We start from the raw sequence: 16,882 nt of genomic DNA on the forward strand, positions 1-16,882 counted from the left end.
ACGCCTTTCATGTGCTCTGCCCCTTGCGTCGATCCTGCTTGCGCAGGCTGATCGGAATCACGGTGATCTCGCGGCCGCCGGCGGACAGCGTCTCCGGCGTACCTTCGGTGAACCGGAACCGCCGGTTCATCTGCCGGACCACGGTGTTGTGTTCGAGCACCTCGCCGGTGAGCAGCTCGAGGCCGAGCTCGTCGAACGCGTACGCCGTGGCCTCGCGCATGATCTCGATCCACGCCGGCAGCGTCTCGCCGCGCTCCGCGAGCCCGTCCGCGTCGAGGAAGAACCCCCACGCGCCGGTCGTCCCGTCGAGGTCGAAGAAATTGACGACGCCGGCGGTCGTGCCGTCGCGCGTGTAGATCAGCACCCGCCGGGTCGGATCCACGGAGGTCTTCGCCCACCACGCCGCGTGCTCGTCGGCGGTGATCTCGTGCGAGGTGATGCTCACGTCACGGTTCGCCTGCTGGTTCCGCAGTCGCCGAATCGTGCCGACATCGTTTTCCGTCGCGGCGCGCAGCATGCTCCTAACCTAGCGCCAAGAGATCCAGCACTGTTCTTCAAGCACTTGGATGTGTAAACATCTTTCGACTTCACGGAGAACGACGGTCGGAGAGTGACATGAGAGTCTGGCGAGCCATGGGCGTCTTGGGCGTGACAGCGGGGCTGTTGCTGAGCGGATTGACCGGTACGGCGTCAGCCGTGGAGGCGGACGGTCAGCAGAGCTGTGCGCCGAGCGCGTCCACCCCGCTCCGGCAGTTCCGGGCGAGCTGGGTCGCGTCGGTGGTGAACATCGACTGGCCGTCGAAGACCGGGCTGAGTGCCGCCCAGCAGCAGGCCGAGCTGGTCGGCTGGCTCGACGACGCGGTCCGGCAGCACCACAATGCGGTCATCCTGCAGGTCCGGCCGACCGCGGACGCGTTCTGGCCGTCCAAGGTCGAGCCCTGGTCGAAGTACCTGACCGGTGTGCAGGGCGGCGACCCCGGCTACGACCCGCTGGCATTCGCGGTCGCCGAGGCCCACAAGCGCAACCTCGAGCTGCACGCCTGGTTCAACCCGTACCGGCTCTCGATGGACACCAACATCAACGGCCTGCTCCCGACCCACCCGGCGCGGCAGCACCCGGACTGGGTCGTGACGTACGGCGGGAAGCTGTACTACAACCCCGGCATCCCGGCCGCCCGCAAGCTGGTCGAGGACGCGATCATGGACGCGGTCTCGAACTACGACATCGACGGCGTGCACTTCGACGACTATTTCTACCCGTACCCGGTGGCCGGTCAGGTCTTCGACGACGCCGCGACGTACGCGCAGTACGGCGCCGGCTTCGACAACCTGCAGGACTGGCGGCGGAACAACATCGACCTGCTGATCCAGGAACTCAGCCAGAAGATGCACGCGGTCAAGCCGTGGATCAAGTTCGGCATCTCCCCGTTCGCCGTCTGGCGGAACAAGGCGACCGACCCGGAGGGCACCGACACCACGGCCGGCGTGCAGACGTACGACGACCTCGCGGCGGACACCCGTAAGTGGGTCCGCGACGAGTGGATCGACTACATCGTCCCGCAGGTGTACTGGGCCGGCGGGTTCGCACCGGCGGACTACAACAAGATCGTGCCGTGGTGGGCGGAACAGGTCCGCGGTACGCACGTCCACCTCTACATCGGCGAGGCGACGTACAAGGTCGGTACGTCGACGCAGTCACCGGACTGGTCGGACCCGGCCGAGCTGAGCGACCACCTGGCGTTCGACAGCACGATCCCCGAGGTGAAGGGCAACATCTACTTCTCCGCCAAGGACGTCCGCGCGGACCGCCTCGGGGCGACCACGCTGCTCAACAACACCTGGTACACGCGCCCGGCACTGATCCCGGCGATGCCCGCCCTGGACGCGCGGGCCCCGCTCCCGGCGCACGCCGTCCACGCGTCGCGCACGAGCAACGGCGTACAGCTCAAGTGGTCCAGAACCTCGAAGGACACCACGTCGTACGCCATCTACCGCCGCGAACTCCGCAGTGGAGACCACTGCCCAGACAACGACGCCCGCAACCTACTCACCACAGTCCGCTCCACCGGCGCTGCCCAGTCCTACCTCGACACCACAGCAACCCCCGGCACGGCGTACATCTACTCAGTAACCGCCCTGGACCGCCTCGCCAACCAGAGCATCCCCATCCCAGCCGTCACCCTCCGCTGACCATCCTGCGACCTCCCGCCCGCCGTCGCGCAGCCACCCCGTGGTCCTCGAGTCGTGGATTTCGGCGGCCAACCGCGGCCTCGATCCACGACTCGACGTTCCAGTCGCCAGCCAAACGCCACGACTCGACGAGATCCCAGGCAACCCGTCGTCTGCGCGACGGGTAGCGGGGCGGCGGAGGCGGCGGCCGGTGCGCCCGACCGGTCGGGCGATGGCGGGGAGTGGGGACAGGCGGTGGGGGGTTGGGATAGGCGGTGGTGGCTGGGGACAGGTAATACCAGGTTCCGACCCACGACAACCTGTCGCACGGCCCCGGAACTGGCTGATCACCACCATACATCGGACAGAAGAGCCGGTATTCCCTGTCCACGGTGCCCAGATCGTGTCTCTGCCCTCGCCAATCCCGTCGAAGTGGGTTGCCCAACGGAGCCGGTCAGGGCAGCGGCCAGCCGGATTACGGGCTCTTCAGGCCGGAGTGGTGGGTCGTGTTGGCAGCGGGACGGTGGGGTAGCTAGGGGACTGGGTCGGGAAGGTTGGCGTGCTGCTGGTTGGGAGGGGGCCGGTTGGGGAGGGTTGTGTTGGTTGGGTCTGACCGGGGGACTGGGTGCCTGTTGGGAAGCCGGTTGTCGGGGAGGTGGGTGAGCCGGTCGGGAAGGTGGGCGTGGTCGACGGGGACCCGGGGGTTTGGGTCGGGAAGCCGGGGGTGGGTGTTGGGGTTCGGGTGGGGAAGGGGTTTTCTGGGGGTGGTGGGTAGATCTGGTAGACGCGGACGGTGCCGAGCTGGAAGCGGAGTTCGGTTAGTTTGTCCAGGTTTTTCGGTGGGGCGCCGACGCGCTCGTCGAGCAGTAGCCATTGGACGCCGTACGTCGTCCGTAGCGTCTCGATCAGCTGGCGGTTCGGGTTGCTGAACACCTCGTCGTTCAGGCGCAGCTCGTCCTGGTTCCAGTACGGGCCCTGCACGCCGGCGGGGTAGGTGTCGTCGACGCGTGCCTGGTACGCCCAGCCCTCCACGAGGACGCGGCGTTCGGAGTACCCGGCGATCCAGTACGAACCTGTGCCGCAGTGCGACGCGCGCGCCTGGTGGCAGTGGATGTTCGTGGCGATCCGGTCGTTCGAGCCGGAGTTGCGGCGGATGAAGCGCGCCGCCTCGATCCCGCCGGGGGCGATCGACTCGTACGAGGTCAGCGGCGGGTTCGCGAACCGCCGTACGGACGCCACCGTCGGGGACACCGTCGTACCGACCAGCACTGCCACCGCAATCACGGCCCAGGTACGCCGGGAACCGCGCAGGACCAGCCCGAAGACGCCGATCCCGAGCACCGCGATGACCAGCGCGACCGCGAGGCCCTGCCCGAAGCAGTCGTTCGATGTGCACGTACGCGGCGTCTGATGCCGGCCCCAGTAGATCGCGGCGACCCCGATCGCGACCGCGATCCCGGCGATCCAGTACTGCCGGCGTTCGAGTGAACCCAGCCCCCAGGTCGCGAGCAGGACGCCGTAAACGAACCCGGTCCGTACGAAGAACAGTTGGGTGTCCCCACGATCGGCCAGCAACGAAGCACCAAGCACCGCGGCCACGAACCCGGCCAGCAGGAACACCACCATCGGATCCCGCGCCACCCGCCGCTTGATCAGCAGTGCGCCGATCACCGGCATGGCCCACCCGGCGACGACCACGGCCGCGATCACTGTGACCGCGGATCCACCGCCCATCCGGTCCGCGAGGCTCTCGAACGTCGCGCCCGGATCGAACCGCACGCTCGACGCCGCGCCCCGCAGTACGAAGAAGAACGTCAACGTATAGGCGGCAGCGACGCCGATGCCGAGCACCAGCGCGCGCAAGTTCAGCCGGCCGCGGCGAACCGTCAGATAGATCCAGGCCACCGCGAGCCCTGTCGCGTACACGGGCAACGTCGTCGCCTTCGTCAACGCCAACGCGGCAACCAGCACACCCGCCGCGACGAAGAGCCGGAACAGCTCGGCCCGCGTCGTCCCCGCCCGCCGTCGCAACAGCACCGTCGTCACCGCGATCAACGGCAGCAGCAACACCGTCGAGAAAGCCTGCGGTGGATTCGTCAGCCCACCGAGCGACAACGGCCCGTCCGCGAACACCCGGTCCGACACGGCCCACGGCCAAGCCACGAGATCGCCACCAGCCACCACGAGCCCGGCAGCGATCGGAGCCGCGACCGCACGACCGGTCAGCAGCATCCCGACCGCAGCGGCCCCCAGCACCGTCAGCAGAATCCAGGCGAACGGCGCCATCCGGTGTGTCAGTACGTCGAGTGGGATGCTCGTGATCCAGTGCGTGGACGCGATGTGGTCGTACGCCGCCCAGTGGCTCGTCAGCCACCCGCCGTCGGCGTACGGCATCTTCGGCGGGAAGTGGTGCGTGATCTCGCCCGCCAGCGCGAGATTGTGCGGGGTGTCCGAGTTCGGCCGCAGTGCGTCCGGACCGTCGAGCGGGACGAGTTGCGAACCGACGCGGACGAACCACGCGGCCGCAACCCCGACCGCGACCATCATGCCGGCCATCGACCACCACGGCGTCGGCCGCTCCGGCAGTGTGCGTCGCGGCAGCGCCCGCCACATCCCGAACGCCAGCGCCGGCATCAGCAACGCCGCGAACGGCATCTTGAACAGCATCCCGAGCGGGTAGAGCAACGCCTCGACGGCCAGCCCGAACGCCGTACCCAGGATCACGTCCGCCGACAACCAGCCGACACCGCCGGTCAGCCGCCGCCAGAACATCGTGCCCGGTACGACGACCACGACCAGCAGGTAGCCGAGGTACGCGGCCGGCATCCACGGCGGGTGCTCCTGCAACGCCACGAACCACGCCAGTGGGAGTACGGGCAAGCTCACCAGCGCCGCGGTCCGCTTCCCGCGCCCGGGCGCACGGCGCCTGCCCGCTCTGATCATCGCGCAAGTGTATGAGTCCCACGATCTCGATCTGTGGCCGGTGAGGCGTTTACCGGTGGGAAGTTCACGTTTACACTCTGTAATCTCCCAGCCCCCGCAGCGTTCGGGAGGTTCGAATGGTCGTGCAGCACATCGCCGGCCTGCCGGTGGAGGAGGTCCTGCTGGCGGCACTCGCCGCGGCGGGCCCGGTGATCGCCCTGATCGGCTGGGAGATCAGCAGCCGAATCAAACGCCTGAAAGCCCGGGTGCGTGGTCGCGGGAACGGAACGGACCTGGGCACCGCCCCGATCGGGGACGCTAGGCTTCGGACTTATGAGTTCGGTGGATCGGAGTCGGGTCAGGGAGTTGATGGGTGAGGTGATGACGGCCCAGGGCCGGTCATTGCCGGCCGAGGACACGGCGGACCTGCGGGAGATCGGGTTCCGATCGCTGGACTTCTCCGAGTTGGCCCTCCGGGTGGAGGACGAACTCGGCGACGAGTTGAACTTCGATGCCCCTGGGCTGCGCCGGATCGCGACGGTCGGCGACGTACTGGATTTCATCGAGCAACTCCAGTCAGCGTGACGGCGTCGCTATGACTGGCCGTCGCCGCACCACCGCCTTGATCGGTGACGACAACACCGTCGTCGTCGCCGGCAAGCGCCTGACCTGGCGGACGCTGCACAAACTGCCGCAGTTACCGTCGCCCGCGGCCGTCCTGGTCGACAACGGCGCCGACGCGCTGGCTGCCCTCCGCCACCATGCCGTGCACGGCACCGAGTTGCTGGTCGCGACCGAGTCCCGCGTCGACGAGCGCATGCGGGAGGAACTGGGCGAGTCCGGTTTCGCGATCGTCCTGCCCGATGGGGCAGTCACTCTCCCGCGACTGAAGAGGGTCGAGGAGTCCGGCCGCGCCTGGCTGCTCACCTCCGGCTCGACCGGTCGCCCGAAGCGCATCGGCCACACCTTGGAGTCGCTGACCACGGTCACCGCCGACCAGCCCCCGCGGACCTGGCTGCTGCCGTACTCGCCCGGGACCTACGCCTGGTGGCAGGTCGTCACGCTCTCGCTGACCCAGGCCGATCAGGGCCTGGTCGTGATCGAGCCGCACGAACTGGACGAATGGCCGAAGATCGCCGCCGAGCACGGCGTCACGGCCGCCTCGGGTACGCCGACCTTCTGGCGCCAGGCGATCTACCGCGACGCCGACGCGCTCGCCGGCGTACCGCTGGAGCAGATCACGCTCGGCGGCGAGCCCGTCGACCAGGCGATCCTCGACCAGCTCCGGGAGATCTTCCCGGCGGCGCGGATCTCCTGGATCTACGCGTCGTCGGAGGTCGGGGCCTCGATCGTGGTGCACGACGGCAAGGCCGGGTTCCCGCGGAGCTGGCTCGATCGCGACCCGCACCCGGAACGCCCGGTCCTGAGCGTCGAGGGCGACGAGCTCGTCATCCGCTCACCGCACCACGGCGCCGGCCTGATCGGCCCGATCCACACCGGCGACCGGATCGAGTACGACGGGGACCGGGTGCTGATCACCGGCCGCCTGGACACCGACGAGATCAACGTCGGCGGGTCCAAGGTCTCGGCCGGCGTGGTCCGCAACGTGCTGATGGGGCACCCAGGGGTGTCCTGGGCGCGGGTCTTCGCCCGCAAGGCACCGCTGGTCGGCCGGATGGTGGCGGCCGAGGTGGTCCCGAACCGGTCGCTCGGCCCGATCACGGACGCCGACCTGGTCCAGTGGTGCTCGACCCGGTTGCCGGACTACGGCGTACCGCGGCGGATCAAGTTCCTCGACCAGATCCCGCAGAAGGAAACCCTGAAGAGCGATGTCTGAAGCCCCGAGGTCCGAAGCTCCTAGCGCTGTCCCGCCGGCCTCGGTCGTGCTGGTGTCGGGCGGTTCCCGCGGTCTCGGTCTGGCGATCGTCACCGACCTGCTCGCGGCCGGTCTCAAGGTCGCCGCGTTCGCCCGGACCGTCACACCGGAGCTGACCGCGCTCGGCGAGAAGTACCCGGACCACCTGCACTACGGCTCCGTCGACGTGAACGACAGCGCGGCCGGGCAGGCGTTCGTCCGTGACGTCGAGAACGCGCTGGGCCCGATCGATGCCTTGGTCAACAATGCGGCGATCGGCCAGGACTCGTTGCACGTCCACACGTCCGCCGAGCATCTGGCCGAGATCATTCAGACGAATCTGACCTCGCCGCTGATCCTCACCCGCTTCGTCCTGCGCCGGATGCTCGCGAAGGGCCTGAAGGGCCGGATCGTGAACATCACCTCGATCTGCGCGCAACGCGGCTACCCCGGCCTGGTCGCGTACTCGGCCACCAAGGGCGGGATGGACGCGGCCACCCGTTCACTCGCGCGTGAACTGGGCGGCCGCATCCTCGCCAACGCCGTCGCGCCGGGCTTCTTCGCGTCGGAGATGTCCGCGGTCCTCGGTCAGACCCAGCTCGACCAGATCGTCCGCCGGACCCCGACCGGTCACCTGACCGAGCCGGAGGACGTGCTTCCGGTCGTCCGCATGCTCCTGCTGGAGAACACGAACCTCAACGGCCAGGTACTGGTGATCGACGGAGCCGCGTCAATCTAGTGGGACAGCCCTCCCCAAACCGGTTTGGGGAGGTCCACGGACGGGACCGGGGAGCATTACAGCCCGTTTCGGGAGGGCAGAACTCCCCAAAGCACCCCTCGTCGCAGTGCCCGTCATCTTTGTGCACGGCTCGATCACGAAGCCGGCCGGGTAGTGGTTGGTGGGTGCACAGAGATGCCGTGGACTGGTCGTGCCGGATGAAGTGCCGCGGGCCGGCCGTGATGAGTTCTTCGGACCTGGACTTATCTCACGAACTTCGGGCGCAGGACGCTAGGCCGGCTTGATGTTGGCGTTCCGGTGGAAGATGTTCTCCGGGTCGTACGTCGCTTTGATCGCCGCCAGCCGGTCGTACTTCGCGCCGTACGACGCCCGGACCCGGTCGTCGACGTCGATGTCGCTGATCGCGTTCACGTAGCTCCCGATCCCGCGGCCGACCGGCACCGTCGCCGCCCAGAACGCGCGGGCCCACTCCCGGTCGCGCTCCAGCAGTTCGGGCGTCGGGCAGACCGCGATGATGAATCCGGCGTACCCCGGCGCCCGGCTGCCGCTGAAGGCGGTCGCGTCGTCGGGCACGGCCGAGTAGGCGTTGTCGAGGCGGTACAGCAGCATCGCCGAACCCGGCGACTGTTTCAGCGGCACGTGCTCGGTGATCACCGCGATCGCCTCGTCGGTGAAGTCGTCGAGGTAGAAGCCCTTGTCGTAGGAGTGGAATCCCCAGCCGTTCGCCTCGTCGAGCATCTGCTGCAGCGCGACGTACGGCATCGGGGTCGCGAACTCGAACAGCGGCGGCAGCGCCGAGCGGATCTCCGCCATCACCGCGGCGTGCTCGTCGGCCGACCCGAAGCTCGGGATGATCAACGCGTACCCGGGCCGGAAGTGGTACTCCTCCGCCACGAACGGCGCCGGCGGAGCGCTGATCGCGCCGACCACCATGTTCACCTCGGGCGGCAGTTTCGCGATCACCTCGCGCGCCGTCCGCAGCACCTCGGCGCCCTTGTCCAGCTCCCAGAACATCAGGCCGAACTGGATCATCGGCGCGACCTCGTGCAGCCGGAACTCGAACTCGGTGACGACACCGAAGTTCCCGCCACCGCCACGGACGGCCCAGAACAGATCAGGGTTCTCGTCGTCGGAGGCGCGCAGGATGCTGCCGTCGGCGGTGACGACTTCGACCGACAGCAGGTTGTCGATGCTGAGACCGAACTTCCGGCTCAACCAGCCCATCCCACCGCCGAGGGTCAGGCCAGCGACACCGGTGTGACTCACCATGCCGGCCGGCGTGGCCAGCCCGTGCTCCTGCGCCGCCGCGTCCAATTGGCCGAGCAACGCGCCGCCGGCCGCCCGGGCCCGGCGGGCCTCCGGGTCGACCGTGACCTCGTTCAGCTCGCTCAGGTCGATCATCAGCCCGCCGTCGACCGAGCTCATCCCGCTGATGCTGTGCGCGCCGCCACGGACCGCGATCTCCAGTCCGTGGTCGCGCGCGAACAGCACCGCCCGGCTGACGTCGGCCGCGCTCCGGCACCGGGCGATCACAGCCGGGTGCAGGTCCTGGTTCGCGTTCCACAGCCGCCGCGCGTCGTCGTACCCGTCGTCGTCCGGTCCGAGTACCGGTCCTTCGACTGTCTGTCGCAGATCGCCGATCCCACTGTCGGCCAGTTGAGTCATGACGAAGCCTCCCCCTGAGAGTTCCCCTCCAGGCAGGATCGTCCTGAAGTGGGGCTCAAAGCAACGGTTTGATGTTCTGATTCCGGTGGAACGCGTTGTCCGGGTCGTATTTCGCCTTGAGTTGTTGCAGTCTCAGGTACTTGTCGCCGTACGCGGCCCGGATCCGGTCGTCCTCGCCCTCGGTCATTCCGTTGACGTAGCTGCCGATCCCGAGGGTGTGCGGTCGCAGCGCGTCCCAGAACGAGCGCACCCAGGCACGTTCCGCCGCGTACGGCTCCGGCGTCGGGCAGACCGCGACCATGACGATGGCGTACCGATCGGTCCGTCCGCCGCTGAACGCAGTGGCGTCGTCCGGCACCGCGGAGTAGGCGTGGTCGAGCCGGTACAGCAGGGAGATCGACAGCGGCGAGCTCTTCCGCGGGAACTGGTCGGTGATCACGTCGATCGCGCCGTCGCTCAGGTCCTCGAGGTAGCTGCCCCGCTCGTAGCAGTACTGCCCCCAGCGGTTCGGCTCGTCGAGCGTTTGCTGAAGGGCGACGTACGGCATCGGGCTCGCGAACTCGAACAGCGGCGGCAGCGCGGTCCGGATCGTCTCGAGCACTTCCCCGTGCTGCTCGGGAGAGCCGAGGCCGACCACGACCAGCGCGTGTCCCTGCTCGAAGTGATGCTGTTCCGGGACGAACGGCGCGGGCGGTGCGTTGAGACAGGCGATCACCACGTTGATCTCCGGTGGCAGCGCCGGAATCAGTTCCCGCGCGAGCCGCAGTACGTCGGCGCCTTGCTCGAGGCCCCAGAACTGCAGGCCGTACTGCACCATCGGTCCCGCCTCGTGCAGCCGGAACTCGAACTCGGTCACGACCCCGAAGTTGCCTCCTCCGCCGCGGACGGCCCAGAACAGAGCCGGGTTCTCGTCCTCGGCCGCGCGCAGAAGGCTGCCGTCGGCCGTGACAATCCGGACCGACTCCAGGTTGTCGATGCTCAACCCGAACTTCCGGGTCAGCCAGCCCATTCCACCGCCGAGCGTGAGCCCGCCGACCCCCGTGTGACTGATCATTCCGGCCGGTACGGCGAGACCGTGCGCCTGCGTGGCCGCGTCGAGGTCAGCCAGCTTCGCGCCGCCGCCGACCCGCGCCCGGCGGGTTTCCGGGTCGACCGTGACCGTGTTCAGCAAACTCAGATCGATCATCAGGCCGTCGTCCACCGACGACGCCCCGGACAGGCTGTGGGAGCCGCCGCGCACGGCGAGCTCCAGTCCCTGGGCGACCCCGAACCGGACGGCCACCTGGACGTCCTCGGCCGTCCGCGGTTGCGCGATCACGGCCGGCCGCCGGTCGTGCGCGGCGTTCCACAACCGCCGCGCGTCGTCGTACCCGTCCTCGCCCGGTGTGATGACGCGGCCGCTGAGGGCCGCGCGCAATTCGTCGAAATCCGTCATTCCGTTTCCTCCCCGATTGTGCTGTTGCCAGGCTAGGGAGCGGCGTCCGCGGTGACAGCGGACCTTCGGGCAGACCTTCGGGCGACGAAGTTGTCCACAGGGCGGGCGAACTCCGTTTGGGTCGAAGGACACCGACTGTCAGACTCGTCCGCGTGACAGATCAGGAAATCCTGCGGCTGCTGCCGATCGCGGCGGCCGCCGTGGCCGTCGGCGACGACCGCGCGGACGCCCAGCTGGCCAGGCTGGGGGCGTACGACGAGGCCGACCAGGCGAGCGTGGATCGTTGCCTGCAAGGGTTTCTGAACGCGCTGGTCCGCGGCGCCTGGGAGCGTGGCTGGGCGCCGGCTGACGTAGTTCAGCACAGCCGCCGCACGCTGGAGGCCGGCGTCGAACCGTTGCTGCTGGCAGCGATCTCGGCCGAACACCGCGGCTACCGGCCCTCCACGATCGACCCCAACTGGCTCGGCCAACTGACAGATCTCGGCGTTCCGCAGCCCTTCACCGAGCTGAGCCTGACCGCCTGGGCGGCGGGCGCCCGCGTCGGCCGCTACCTCACGCTGCATCACGCCCTGTCCCTGGCCGGCTTCCTGCAGACCCTGCCGGTCCTGGCCCGGCTCTACCCCCTGCCCGGTACGACGGTCCGCCGCACGCAGCCCGCCGTACCGGCGAACGGGAAGATGCTGGCGCGGATCCGGGGCCTGCTCGCGAAGGCGGAGGCGACCGAGTTCCCGGACGAGGCGGAAGCGCTGTCCGGCAAGGCGCAGGAGCTGATGGCGAAGTTCTCGCTGGACAGTGCCCTGGTGGAGGCGGAGGTGCAGATCCCGGACGATTCGGCCGGGCGCCGGCTGTGGGTCGAGACGCCGTACGTCTCGGCCAAGGCGCAGTTGGTCGGCGCGGTCGCCGCGGCGAACCGGTGCCGCACCGTCGTGATCGACGAGCTGGCCGTCGTCACGATCGTCGGCGCCGAGGTGGACCTGCAGCACACCGAGATCCTCAGCACCTCCCTGCTGGTGCAGGCGAATCGCGCGATGCTTGCCGCTGGCAAACACATCGGCCACCGGGGCGAGTCCCGGACCCGCTCCTTCCGGCAGTCGTTCCTGATGGCCTACGCGCAGCGGATCGGCGAGCGCCTGGAGCAGACCGCCGCGGCGACCCAGGCCGCCGTACCCGAAGCGGCGGCGGACCGTCTCCTGCCGGTGCTGGCGAAGCGCGAGGAGCAGGTCGACGCGTTGTTCGCCCAACTGTTCCCGAACACGACCACCCGGCGGACCCGCATCACCAACGGCGCCGGGTGGAACGCGGGCGTCACGGCCGCCGACCAGGCCCAGCTCGAGGGGCGCCGGCAGGTGCGCCGGTGAAGGTCGAGGAGACCGCGATCCCCGGCGTACTGCGGATCGAGCAGGAGCTGCAGCCGAACGCCGACGGATGGTTCAAGGAGAACTTCCACCGCGAGAAGCTGGCCGAGCTCGGGATGGACGTCGTACAGCACAACGTCGCGTACTTCGAAACGGCCGGAATCGTCCGTGGGATCCACGCGGAGCCCTGGGACAAGTACCTGTCGCCGTCGTCCGGGCGGGTGTTCGTCGCGATCGTCGACCTCCGCTCCGGTCACGGCTTCGGCCAGGTGGAGACGTTCGAGCTCGGTACGTCGGACGCGCTGTACGTGCCCCGAGACGTCGGGAACTCGTTCTGCACGCTGACGCCGCACACGACGTACAACTTCCTGGTGAACGAGCACTGGTCGCCGGAGCGGACCACCGTGGACCTGTTCGATCCGGAGTTGGCGATCGCGTGGCCGCTCGAGCAGCTCAAGTACACCGAGCGGGACGCCGGGAACCCCTCGCTGGCGGAGCTCAGGAGGCAGCGGGCCTGAGCCCGCAGAGCACGATGTCGAGCAGGCGGTGGGCCTGCTCGGGCTCGATGTCGCGGCCCATGTTGATCCCGCCGACGAGCCGCATGATGTCGAACAGCTCCACGTCGGGCCGGACCTCACCGGCCGCCTTCGCCTTGTCCAGCAGGAGATGCCCGGCCTCCTGCACGTTCGCCTTGCAGATCTGGAAGAACGGCGATTCCTTGCCCAGCGCAACGGTCAGTTCGCTGGCCAGACTGCCCTTGGACAGCCCGTACCCGAGGAAGCTGCGGAACCACGCCGCCAGCGCGTCGAACGGCTCCAGCTCCCGGTCGAAGTCGTACGCGCGGTCGCAGACGGACTGGATCTCGTCGACGTAGACCGCCTCGAGCAGCGCGGTCCGGCTCGGGAACCGGCGGTACAGCGTGCCGATGCCGACGCCCGCGCGGCGGGCGATCTCCTCGAGCGACGTGTCGGTGCCGTGCTCGGCGAACGTCTCCCGCGCGGCCGTCACCAGGCGGTCGTAGTTCCGGGCCGCGTCCGCACGGGTCGGCCGTGCGCACGGCAAGGGTTGTGGCGCCATCCAGCCTCCTCGCAAGGTCCGCCCAACATATCGCTTGCAAAGCGGAGGATGCCTCCGTATCGTATCCGGAGGAGCGCTCCGCTTTTCCTCTCACAACTGTAGCCCCTCCGGGGTAAGGAGCAATATGTCGGCAACATCCACGGCGCCAGGCGCCGGCTCCGGCGCGCCTGCTCGGCGTCCGGGGGTAGTTCTCGCGGTCATCCTGGTCACCCAGTTGATGGTCATCCTCGACGCCACCGTCGTGAACATCGCAATGCCTCACATTCAGCAGTCCCTGCACTTCACGCCGTCCAGCCTGTCCTGGGTGCAGAACGCCTACGCACTCGCGTTCGGCGGTTTGCTCCTGCTCGGCGCCCGCGCCGGTGACCTGCTCGGCCGCCGTCGCGTGTTCCTCACCGGCGTCGGCGTCTTCACGCTCGCCTCGCTGCTCGGTGGCCTCGCGCCGAACGCCGAGCTGCTGCTGGCTGCCCGCGTCCTGCAGGGTATCGGCGGTGCGATCGCCGCACCGGCGGCCCTGACCCTGCTGATGCTCACGTACCGCGAGGGTCCGGAGCGGATGAAGGCACTCGGCTACTACAGCCTGATCTCGTCCGGCGGCGGCAGCGTCGGCCTGGTGCTCGGGGGCATGCTGACGGACTGGGCGTCGTGGCGCTGGGGTCTGTTCATCAACGTCCCGATCGGTATCGCGTTGATCCTCACCGCCCGGCAGGTGCTGACCGAGACCGAGCCCGAGACCGGCCGGTTCGACGTGGCCGGCGCGGTCACCTCGACGCTCGGCATCACCGCACTCGTCTACGGCTTCATCCGGGTCGCCGAAGCCGGCTGGACGTCCACCGAGGTGCTGGTCTCGTTTGCGGCCGGTGTCGTGCTGCTGGTCTCGTTCGTGCTGATCGAGCGCCGGGTCAGTCACCCGATCATGCCGCTGCGGCTGTTCCGGTCGCCGACCCGGGTGGCGTCGTACCTGACCATGCTGCTCATCGTCGGGACGATGTTCGGGATGTTCTTCTTCCTGACGCAGTACCTGCAGGGTGTGCTCGGGCTCAAGCCGTTCCTGGCCGGCCTGGCCTTCCTGCCGCTGACCGGCCTGCTGTTCGCCCAGTCGCGCGTGGTGCCGCGGCTGATCACCCGGATCGACGGCGCGAAGTTGATGCTGGCCGGATCGGTGCTGGTCACCCTCGGAACGATCTGGCTGACCCAGCTGGACGCCCGGAGCACCTACCTGCACGACGTCGTCGGTCCGCTGCTGCTGTTCGGCGCGGGGGCCGGGATGATCTTCATCCCGCTCGTCGGTCGTGCGATCTCCGGCGTCGCGCCGGAGGACTCGGGTGCCGCGTCCGGCATGCTGAACGTGGTCCAGCAGGTCGGCGGTGCGCTCGGCCTCGGCATCCTGGTCACGCTCTTCGGTACGGCGAGCCGCAACTCGACATCGACAATCCCTCGCGAGGTGCTGGTCGACGGCGTACACGCCGCGTTCATCGGGGCGCTGGTCTACGCGGCGGTGAGCCTGGCGATGATCGTCTTCACCGTCCAGCCGTGGAAGTGGTTCCGCGGCGCGCCGGAGCCGGTCGAGACCCCAGCGGTCGTGGACTCACACGTCTGACGTGATCGGTAGCGCGTAGCTGGTGAACTTGTTGTGAGTGGTGAAACCGAGGTTCTCGTACAGGCCGAGCGCACCGGTCGGGTTGTCGGCGTCCACGCCGAGCGCGGCCCGCTGGTAGCCGGCCTGTGCGGCCTCGGTCAGCACCTTCGCGATCGTCGCGCGGGCCAGCCCGCGGCCGCGGTACGCACGCCGCGTGCCGACCTGGCCGATGTACAGCTCCCGGACCCCGGTCGCCTCGGTGTCCGCCTCCCACTCGTAGCCGTTGACGTACGCAGCGACGGTCTCCCCGTCGAGCACCAGGTACGACTGCGCGCTGCGGAACGCCCGCGATCCGACGTTCCGGGATCGCCAGACCTCCGGCTTCGGCGGTGCCCAGCCCCAGTGGTCGGAGAAGGCCTCGAAGTGAGCCAGCCGCAGAGCCTCCTCGTACGACGGGTCGTAGGACGTCAGCCGCAGCCCGTCGGCGATCGACGCCTCGGGCACGGACTGGTCGAGCGGCCGCTGCATGTCGAAGAAGAACCGCTCGGGCTTGAAGCCCAGGCCCTCCAGCAGGCTGATCGCGCTGACGTTGTTGCTGGCCGTTCCGGCGCCGACCTGGCCCGGGAAGTCGGGGTGGGTGGCGACGTGCAGCTCGCCGGCGCGCTCGATCAGCCAGTTCATCAGCGTCGTACCGAGGCCGCGCCGGCGGAACTCCGGATCGATGGTGCCCTCGGCGCGCACCCGGTCGACGTCCACCACGGACGGCGAGACGTGGGCGATGCCGTAGCCGATCATCCGGTCGCCGGCCCACAGGCTGATGCTGTTCCTGGCCAGGTCGAGGCCGGGTCTGTCCAGTTGTTCGGCGAGATCCTGCGCGCTGAAGTTCTCGCCCTCCTGGTCGACCTTCTCCTTGGCGGCCGTCAGCGCCGCCCACGCCTCGACGTCGCCCTTGTCGATCGGACGCGCCTGGATCCCCTCCGGCCAGTTCATGGCTCGACGGTACGACGTCCGTTCCGGGACAGCACGTCAATTAGTGAGCTGTTCGGCGAGCCACCGCACCGCCATCGGGTACCGGTACTCGATGCCGCCGTGGGTGCCCTCGAACAGCTCGAAGTGCAGCCGCTCGTCCTCGACACCGGCCTGTTTCGCGGCGCGGTGGAATGCGGTGGCGCCGAGGTCCAGGTAGTACTCGTCCTGCCGTCCCGCGTCGATCCACACCGCGCGCAGCGACCGCAGCGCCTCGGCGTACTGCGGCTCCTTCACCATCTCGACCGGGTCGCGGGACAGCCAGCGCTCCCAGATCTCCGGGACGATCGCGCCGAGGTCGTCGAACGGCAGTAGTACGGTGCCGTCGGCCTCGGCGGAGTACGCCGACGCGTAGCCGTACATCTCCAGCAGGTGCAGGTCCTCGTTGGTGGTCCGGCCGGTCTTGGTCGCGAGCACCTCGAAGTACTTGTCGTAGCTGCCGTCGTACTTGTCCCGCAGGGTCCTGGCGCGCTCGGGGAACTCCGGGCGGTAGCAGACCTCGAAGAGCGCGTCACCGGCATGCGTGGCGAGCGCCCCGAACACGTCCGGCCGCAGCAGCGGCGTCACCATCGCGGTGTAGCCACCACTCGACTTGCCGGTGACGGCACGGTGGTCGCGGTCCGGGATGGTCCGGTACGTCGCATCGACCCACGGCACGATCTCGTCGCAGAGGTACGACTGGTACTGCCCCGTCCCGGGAGAGTCGAGGCACTGGCTGCCGCCGTACCTCGTCCAGGAGTCGACGAACACCACGACCGCCCGCGGCACGGACTCGTCCTGGAACATCGCGTCCAGCAGCTCCGGGTACGGCTGCCGGAACGGGACCCGGTTGAACCACATGCCGACGTGGCCGGTGTAGCCCATCGTCACGTAGATCGACGGGTACCGCTCGTCGGAATTGTCAGGGTCGTCGTACCCGGGCGGGAGGTAGACGAGCACCGGACGCTCGTACGGGTCGCCCAGCGGGTTCCCGCGGAGCAACTCGCTCGTGTACGTCGTCTGGTCCAGGCGTCCCTTGAACTCGGCCGACCACGGCAGCATGCGTCCTCCAGTGACTCAC

General features: G+C 68.8%; 15 protein-coding genes. 8 read left to right on the forward strand and 7 right to left on the reverse strand.

The window, feature by feature from the left end:
* Positions 1 to 7: 7 nt before the first annotated feature.
* Positions 8 to 517 carry a GNAT family N-acetyltransferase gene (locus E0H50_RS25650; protein ID WP_131292943.1) on the reverse strand — a complete coding sequence of 170 codons (510 nt, stop codon included), beginning with the start codon at positions 515 to 517 and terminating at the stop codon, positions 8 to 10.
* Positions 518 to 615: 98 nt separating this feature from the next.
* Here E0H50_RS25650 and E0H50_RS25655 point away from each other — a divergent pair, with 98 nt between their 5' ends.
* Positions 616 to 2,190, forward strand: a complete 1,575-nt coding sequence (locus tag E0H50_RS25655; protein WP_131292945.1) for a glycoside hydrolase family 10-like protein — start codon at positions 616 to 618, stop codon at positions 2,188 to 2,190.
* Between the two features lie 465 nt (positions 2,191 to 2,655).
* Here E0H50_RS25655 and E0H50_RS25660 read toward each other — a convergent pair whose 3' ends face one another.
* Entirely contained in the window at positions 2,656 to 5,112 is a 2,457-nt protein-coding gene (locus E0H50_RS25660; protein ID WP_202868333.1) for a hypothetical protein, read from the reverse strand.
* A 116-nt stretch (positions 5,113 to 5,228) separates the two neighbouring features.
* On the opposite strand from E0H50_RS25660, the gene E0H50_RS25665 reads away from it, so the two are divergent.
* From E0H50_RS25665 to E0H50_RS25680, 4 genes are read left to right on the forward strand one after another with little or no spacing between them, the layout of a single operon-like run.
* Complete coding sequence (locus E0H50_RS25665; protein WP_131292947.1) at positions 5,229 to 5,468, forward strand: hypothetical protein; 240 nt, start codon at positions 5,229 to 5,231, stop codon at positions 5,466 to 5,468.
* Positions 5,469 to 5,472: 4 nt separating this feature from the next.
* Positions 5,473 to 5,676 (forward strand): acyl carrier protein, encoded by a 204-nt coding sequence (locus E0H50_RS25670; protein ID WP_238151207.1) that lies wholly within the window; start codon positions 5,473 to 5,475, stop codon positions 5,674 to 5,676.
* A gap of 10 nt (positions 5,677 to 5,686) precedes the next feature.
* Entirely contained in the window at positions 5,687 to 6,928 is a 1,242-nt protein-coding gene (locus E0H50_RS25675) for an AMP-binding protein (protein WP_131292951.1), read from the forward strand.
* Complete coding sequence (locus E0H50_RS25680; RefSeq protein ID WP_131292953.1) at positions 6,921 to 7,685, forward strand: SDR family NAD(P)-dependent oxidoreductase; 765 nt, start codon at positions 6,921 to 6,923, stop codon at positions 7,683 to 7,685. The genes E0H50_RS25675 and E0H50_RS25680 overlap by 8 nt, the downstream gene beginning before the upstream one ends.
* Before the next feature lie 270 nt (positions 7,686 to 7,955).
* On the opposite strand, the gene E0H50_RS25685 is transcribed toward E0H50_RS25680, so the two are convergent.
* Together E0H50_RS25685 and E0H50_RS25690 are read right to left on the reverse strand one after the other, a co-directional pair.
* Entirely contained in the window at positions 7,956 to 9,350 is a 1,395-nt protein-coding gene (locus tag E0H50_RS25685) for an FAD-binding oxidoreductase (RefSeq protein WP_131292955.1), read from the reverse strand.
* Between the two features lie 55 nt (positions 9,351 to 9,405).
* On the reverse strand, positions 9,406 to 10,785 hold the full coding sequence (locus E0H50_RS25690; protein WP_131292956.1) for an FAD-binding oxidoreductase: 1,380 nt from the start codon (positions 10,783 to 10,785) through the stop codon (positions 9,406 to 9,408).
* Positions 10,786 to 10,937: 152 nt separating this feature from the next.
* On the opposite strand from E0H50_RS25690, the gene E0H50_RS25695 reads away from it, so the two are divergent.
* Positions 10,938 to 12,143, forward strand: coding sequence for a DUF2786 domain-containing protein (locus tag E0H50_RS25695; protein ID WP_238151208.1), 1,206 nt, complete (start codon positions 10,938 to 10,940; stop codon positions 12,141 to 12,143).
* Positions 12,140 to 12,658 carry a dTDP-4-dehydrorhamnose 3,5-epimerase family protein gene (locus E0H50_RS25700; RefSeq protein ID WP_131292960.1) on the forward strand — a complete coding sequence of 173 codons (519 nt, stop codon included), beginning with the start codon at positions 12,140 to 12,142 and terminating at the stop codon, positions 12,656 to 12,658. Before E0H50_RS25695 ends, E0H50_RS25700 begins: the two co-directional genes overlap by 4 nt.
* On the opposite strand, the gene E0H50_RS25705 is transcribed toward E0H50_RS25700, so the two are convergent.
* A complete protein-coding gene (locus E0H50_RS25705) occupies positions 12,639 to 13,217 on the reverse strand; it encodes a TetR/AcrR family transcriptional regulator (RefSeq protein WP_131292962.1) in 579 nt (192 codons plus the stop codon). The genes E0H50_RS25700 and E0H50_RS25705 overlap by 20 nt on opposite strands.
* Positions 13,218 to 13,341: 124 nt before the next feature.
* Between E0H50_RS25705 and E0H50_RS25710 the strand changes: the two genes are divergently transcribed.
* The gene (locus E0H50_RS25710; RefSeq protein ID WP_131292964.1) at positions 13,342 to 14,817 is read left to right on the forward strand and encodes an MFS transporter; all 1,476 of its coding nucleotides are present in this window, start codon (positions 13,342 to 13,344) and stop codon (positions 14,815 to 14,817) included.
* Here E0H50_RS25710 and E0H50_RS25715 read toward each other — a convergent pair.
* Together E0H50_RS25715 and E0H50_RS25720 are read right to left on the reverse strand one after the other, a co-directional pair.
* A complete protein-coding gene (locus E0H50_RS25715; RefSeq protein ID WP_131292966.1) occupies positions 14,806 to 15,786 on the reverse strand; it encodes a GNAT family N-acetyltransferase in 981 nt (326 codons plus the stop codon). The genes E0H50_RS25710 and E0H50_RS25715 overlap by 12 nt on opposite strands.
* Positions 15,787 to 15,822: 36 nt before the next feature.
* Positions 15,823 to 16,863, reverse strand: a complete 1,041-nt coding sequence (locus tag E0H50_RS25720) for an alpha/beta hydrolase (protein WP_131292967.1) — start codon at positions 16,861 to 16,863, stop codon at positions 15,823 to 15,825.
* Positions 16,864 to 16,882 lie beyond the last annotated feature (19 nt).

The sequence above is a fragment of the Kribbella sindirgiensis genome (genome assembly GCF_004331435.1).
Taxonomy (GTDB): Bacteria; Actinomycetota; Actinomycetes; order Propionibacteriales; family Kribbellaceae; genus Kribbella; species Kribbella sindirgiensis.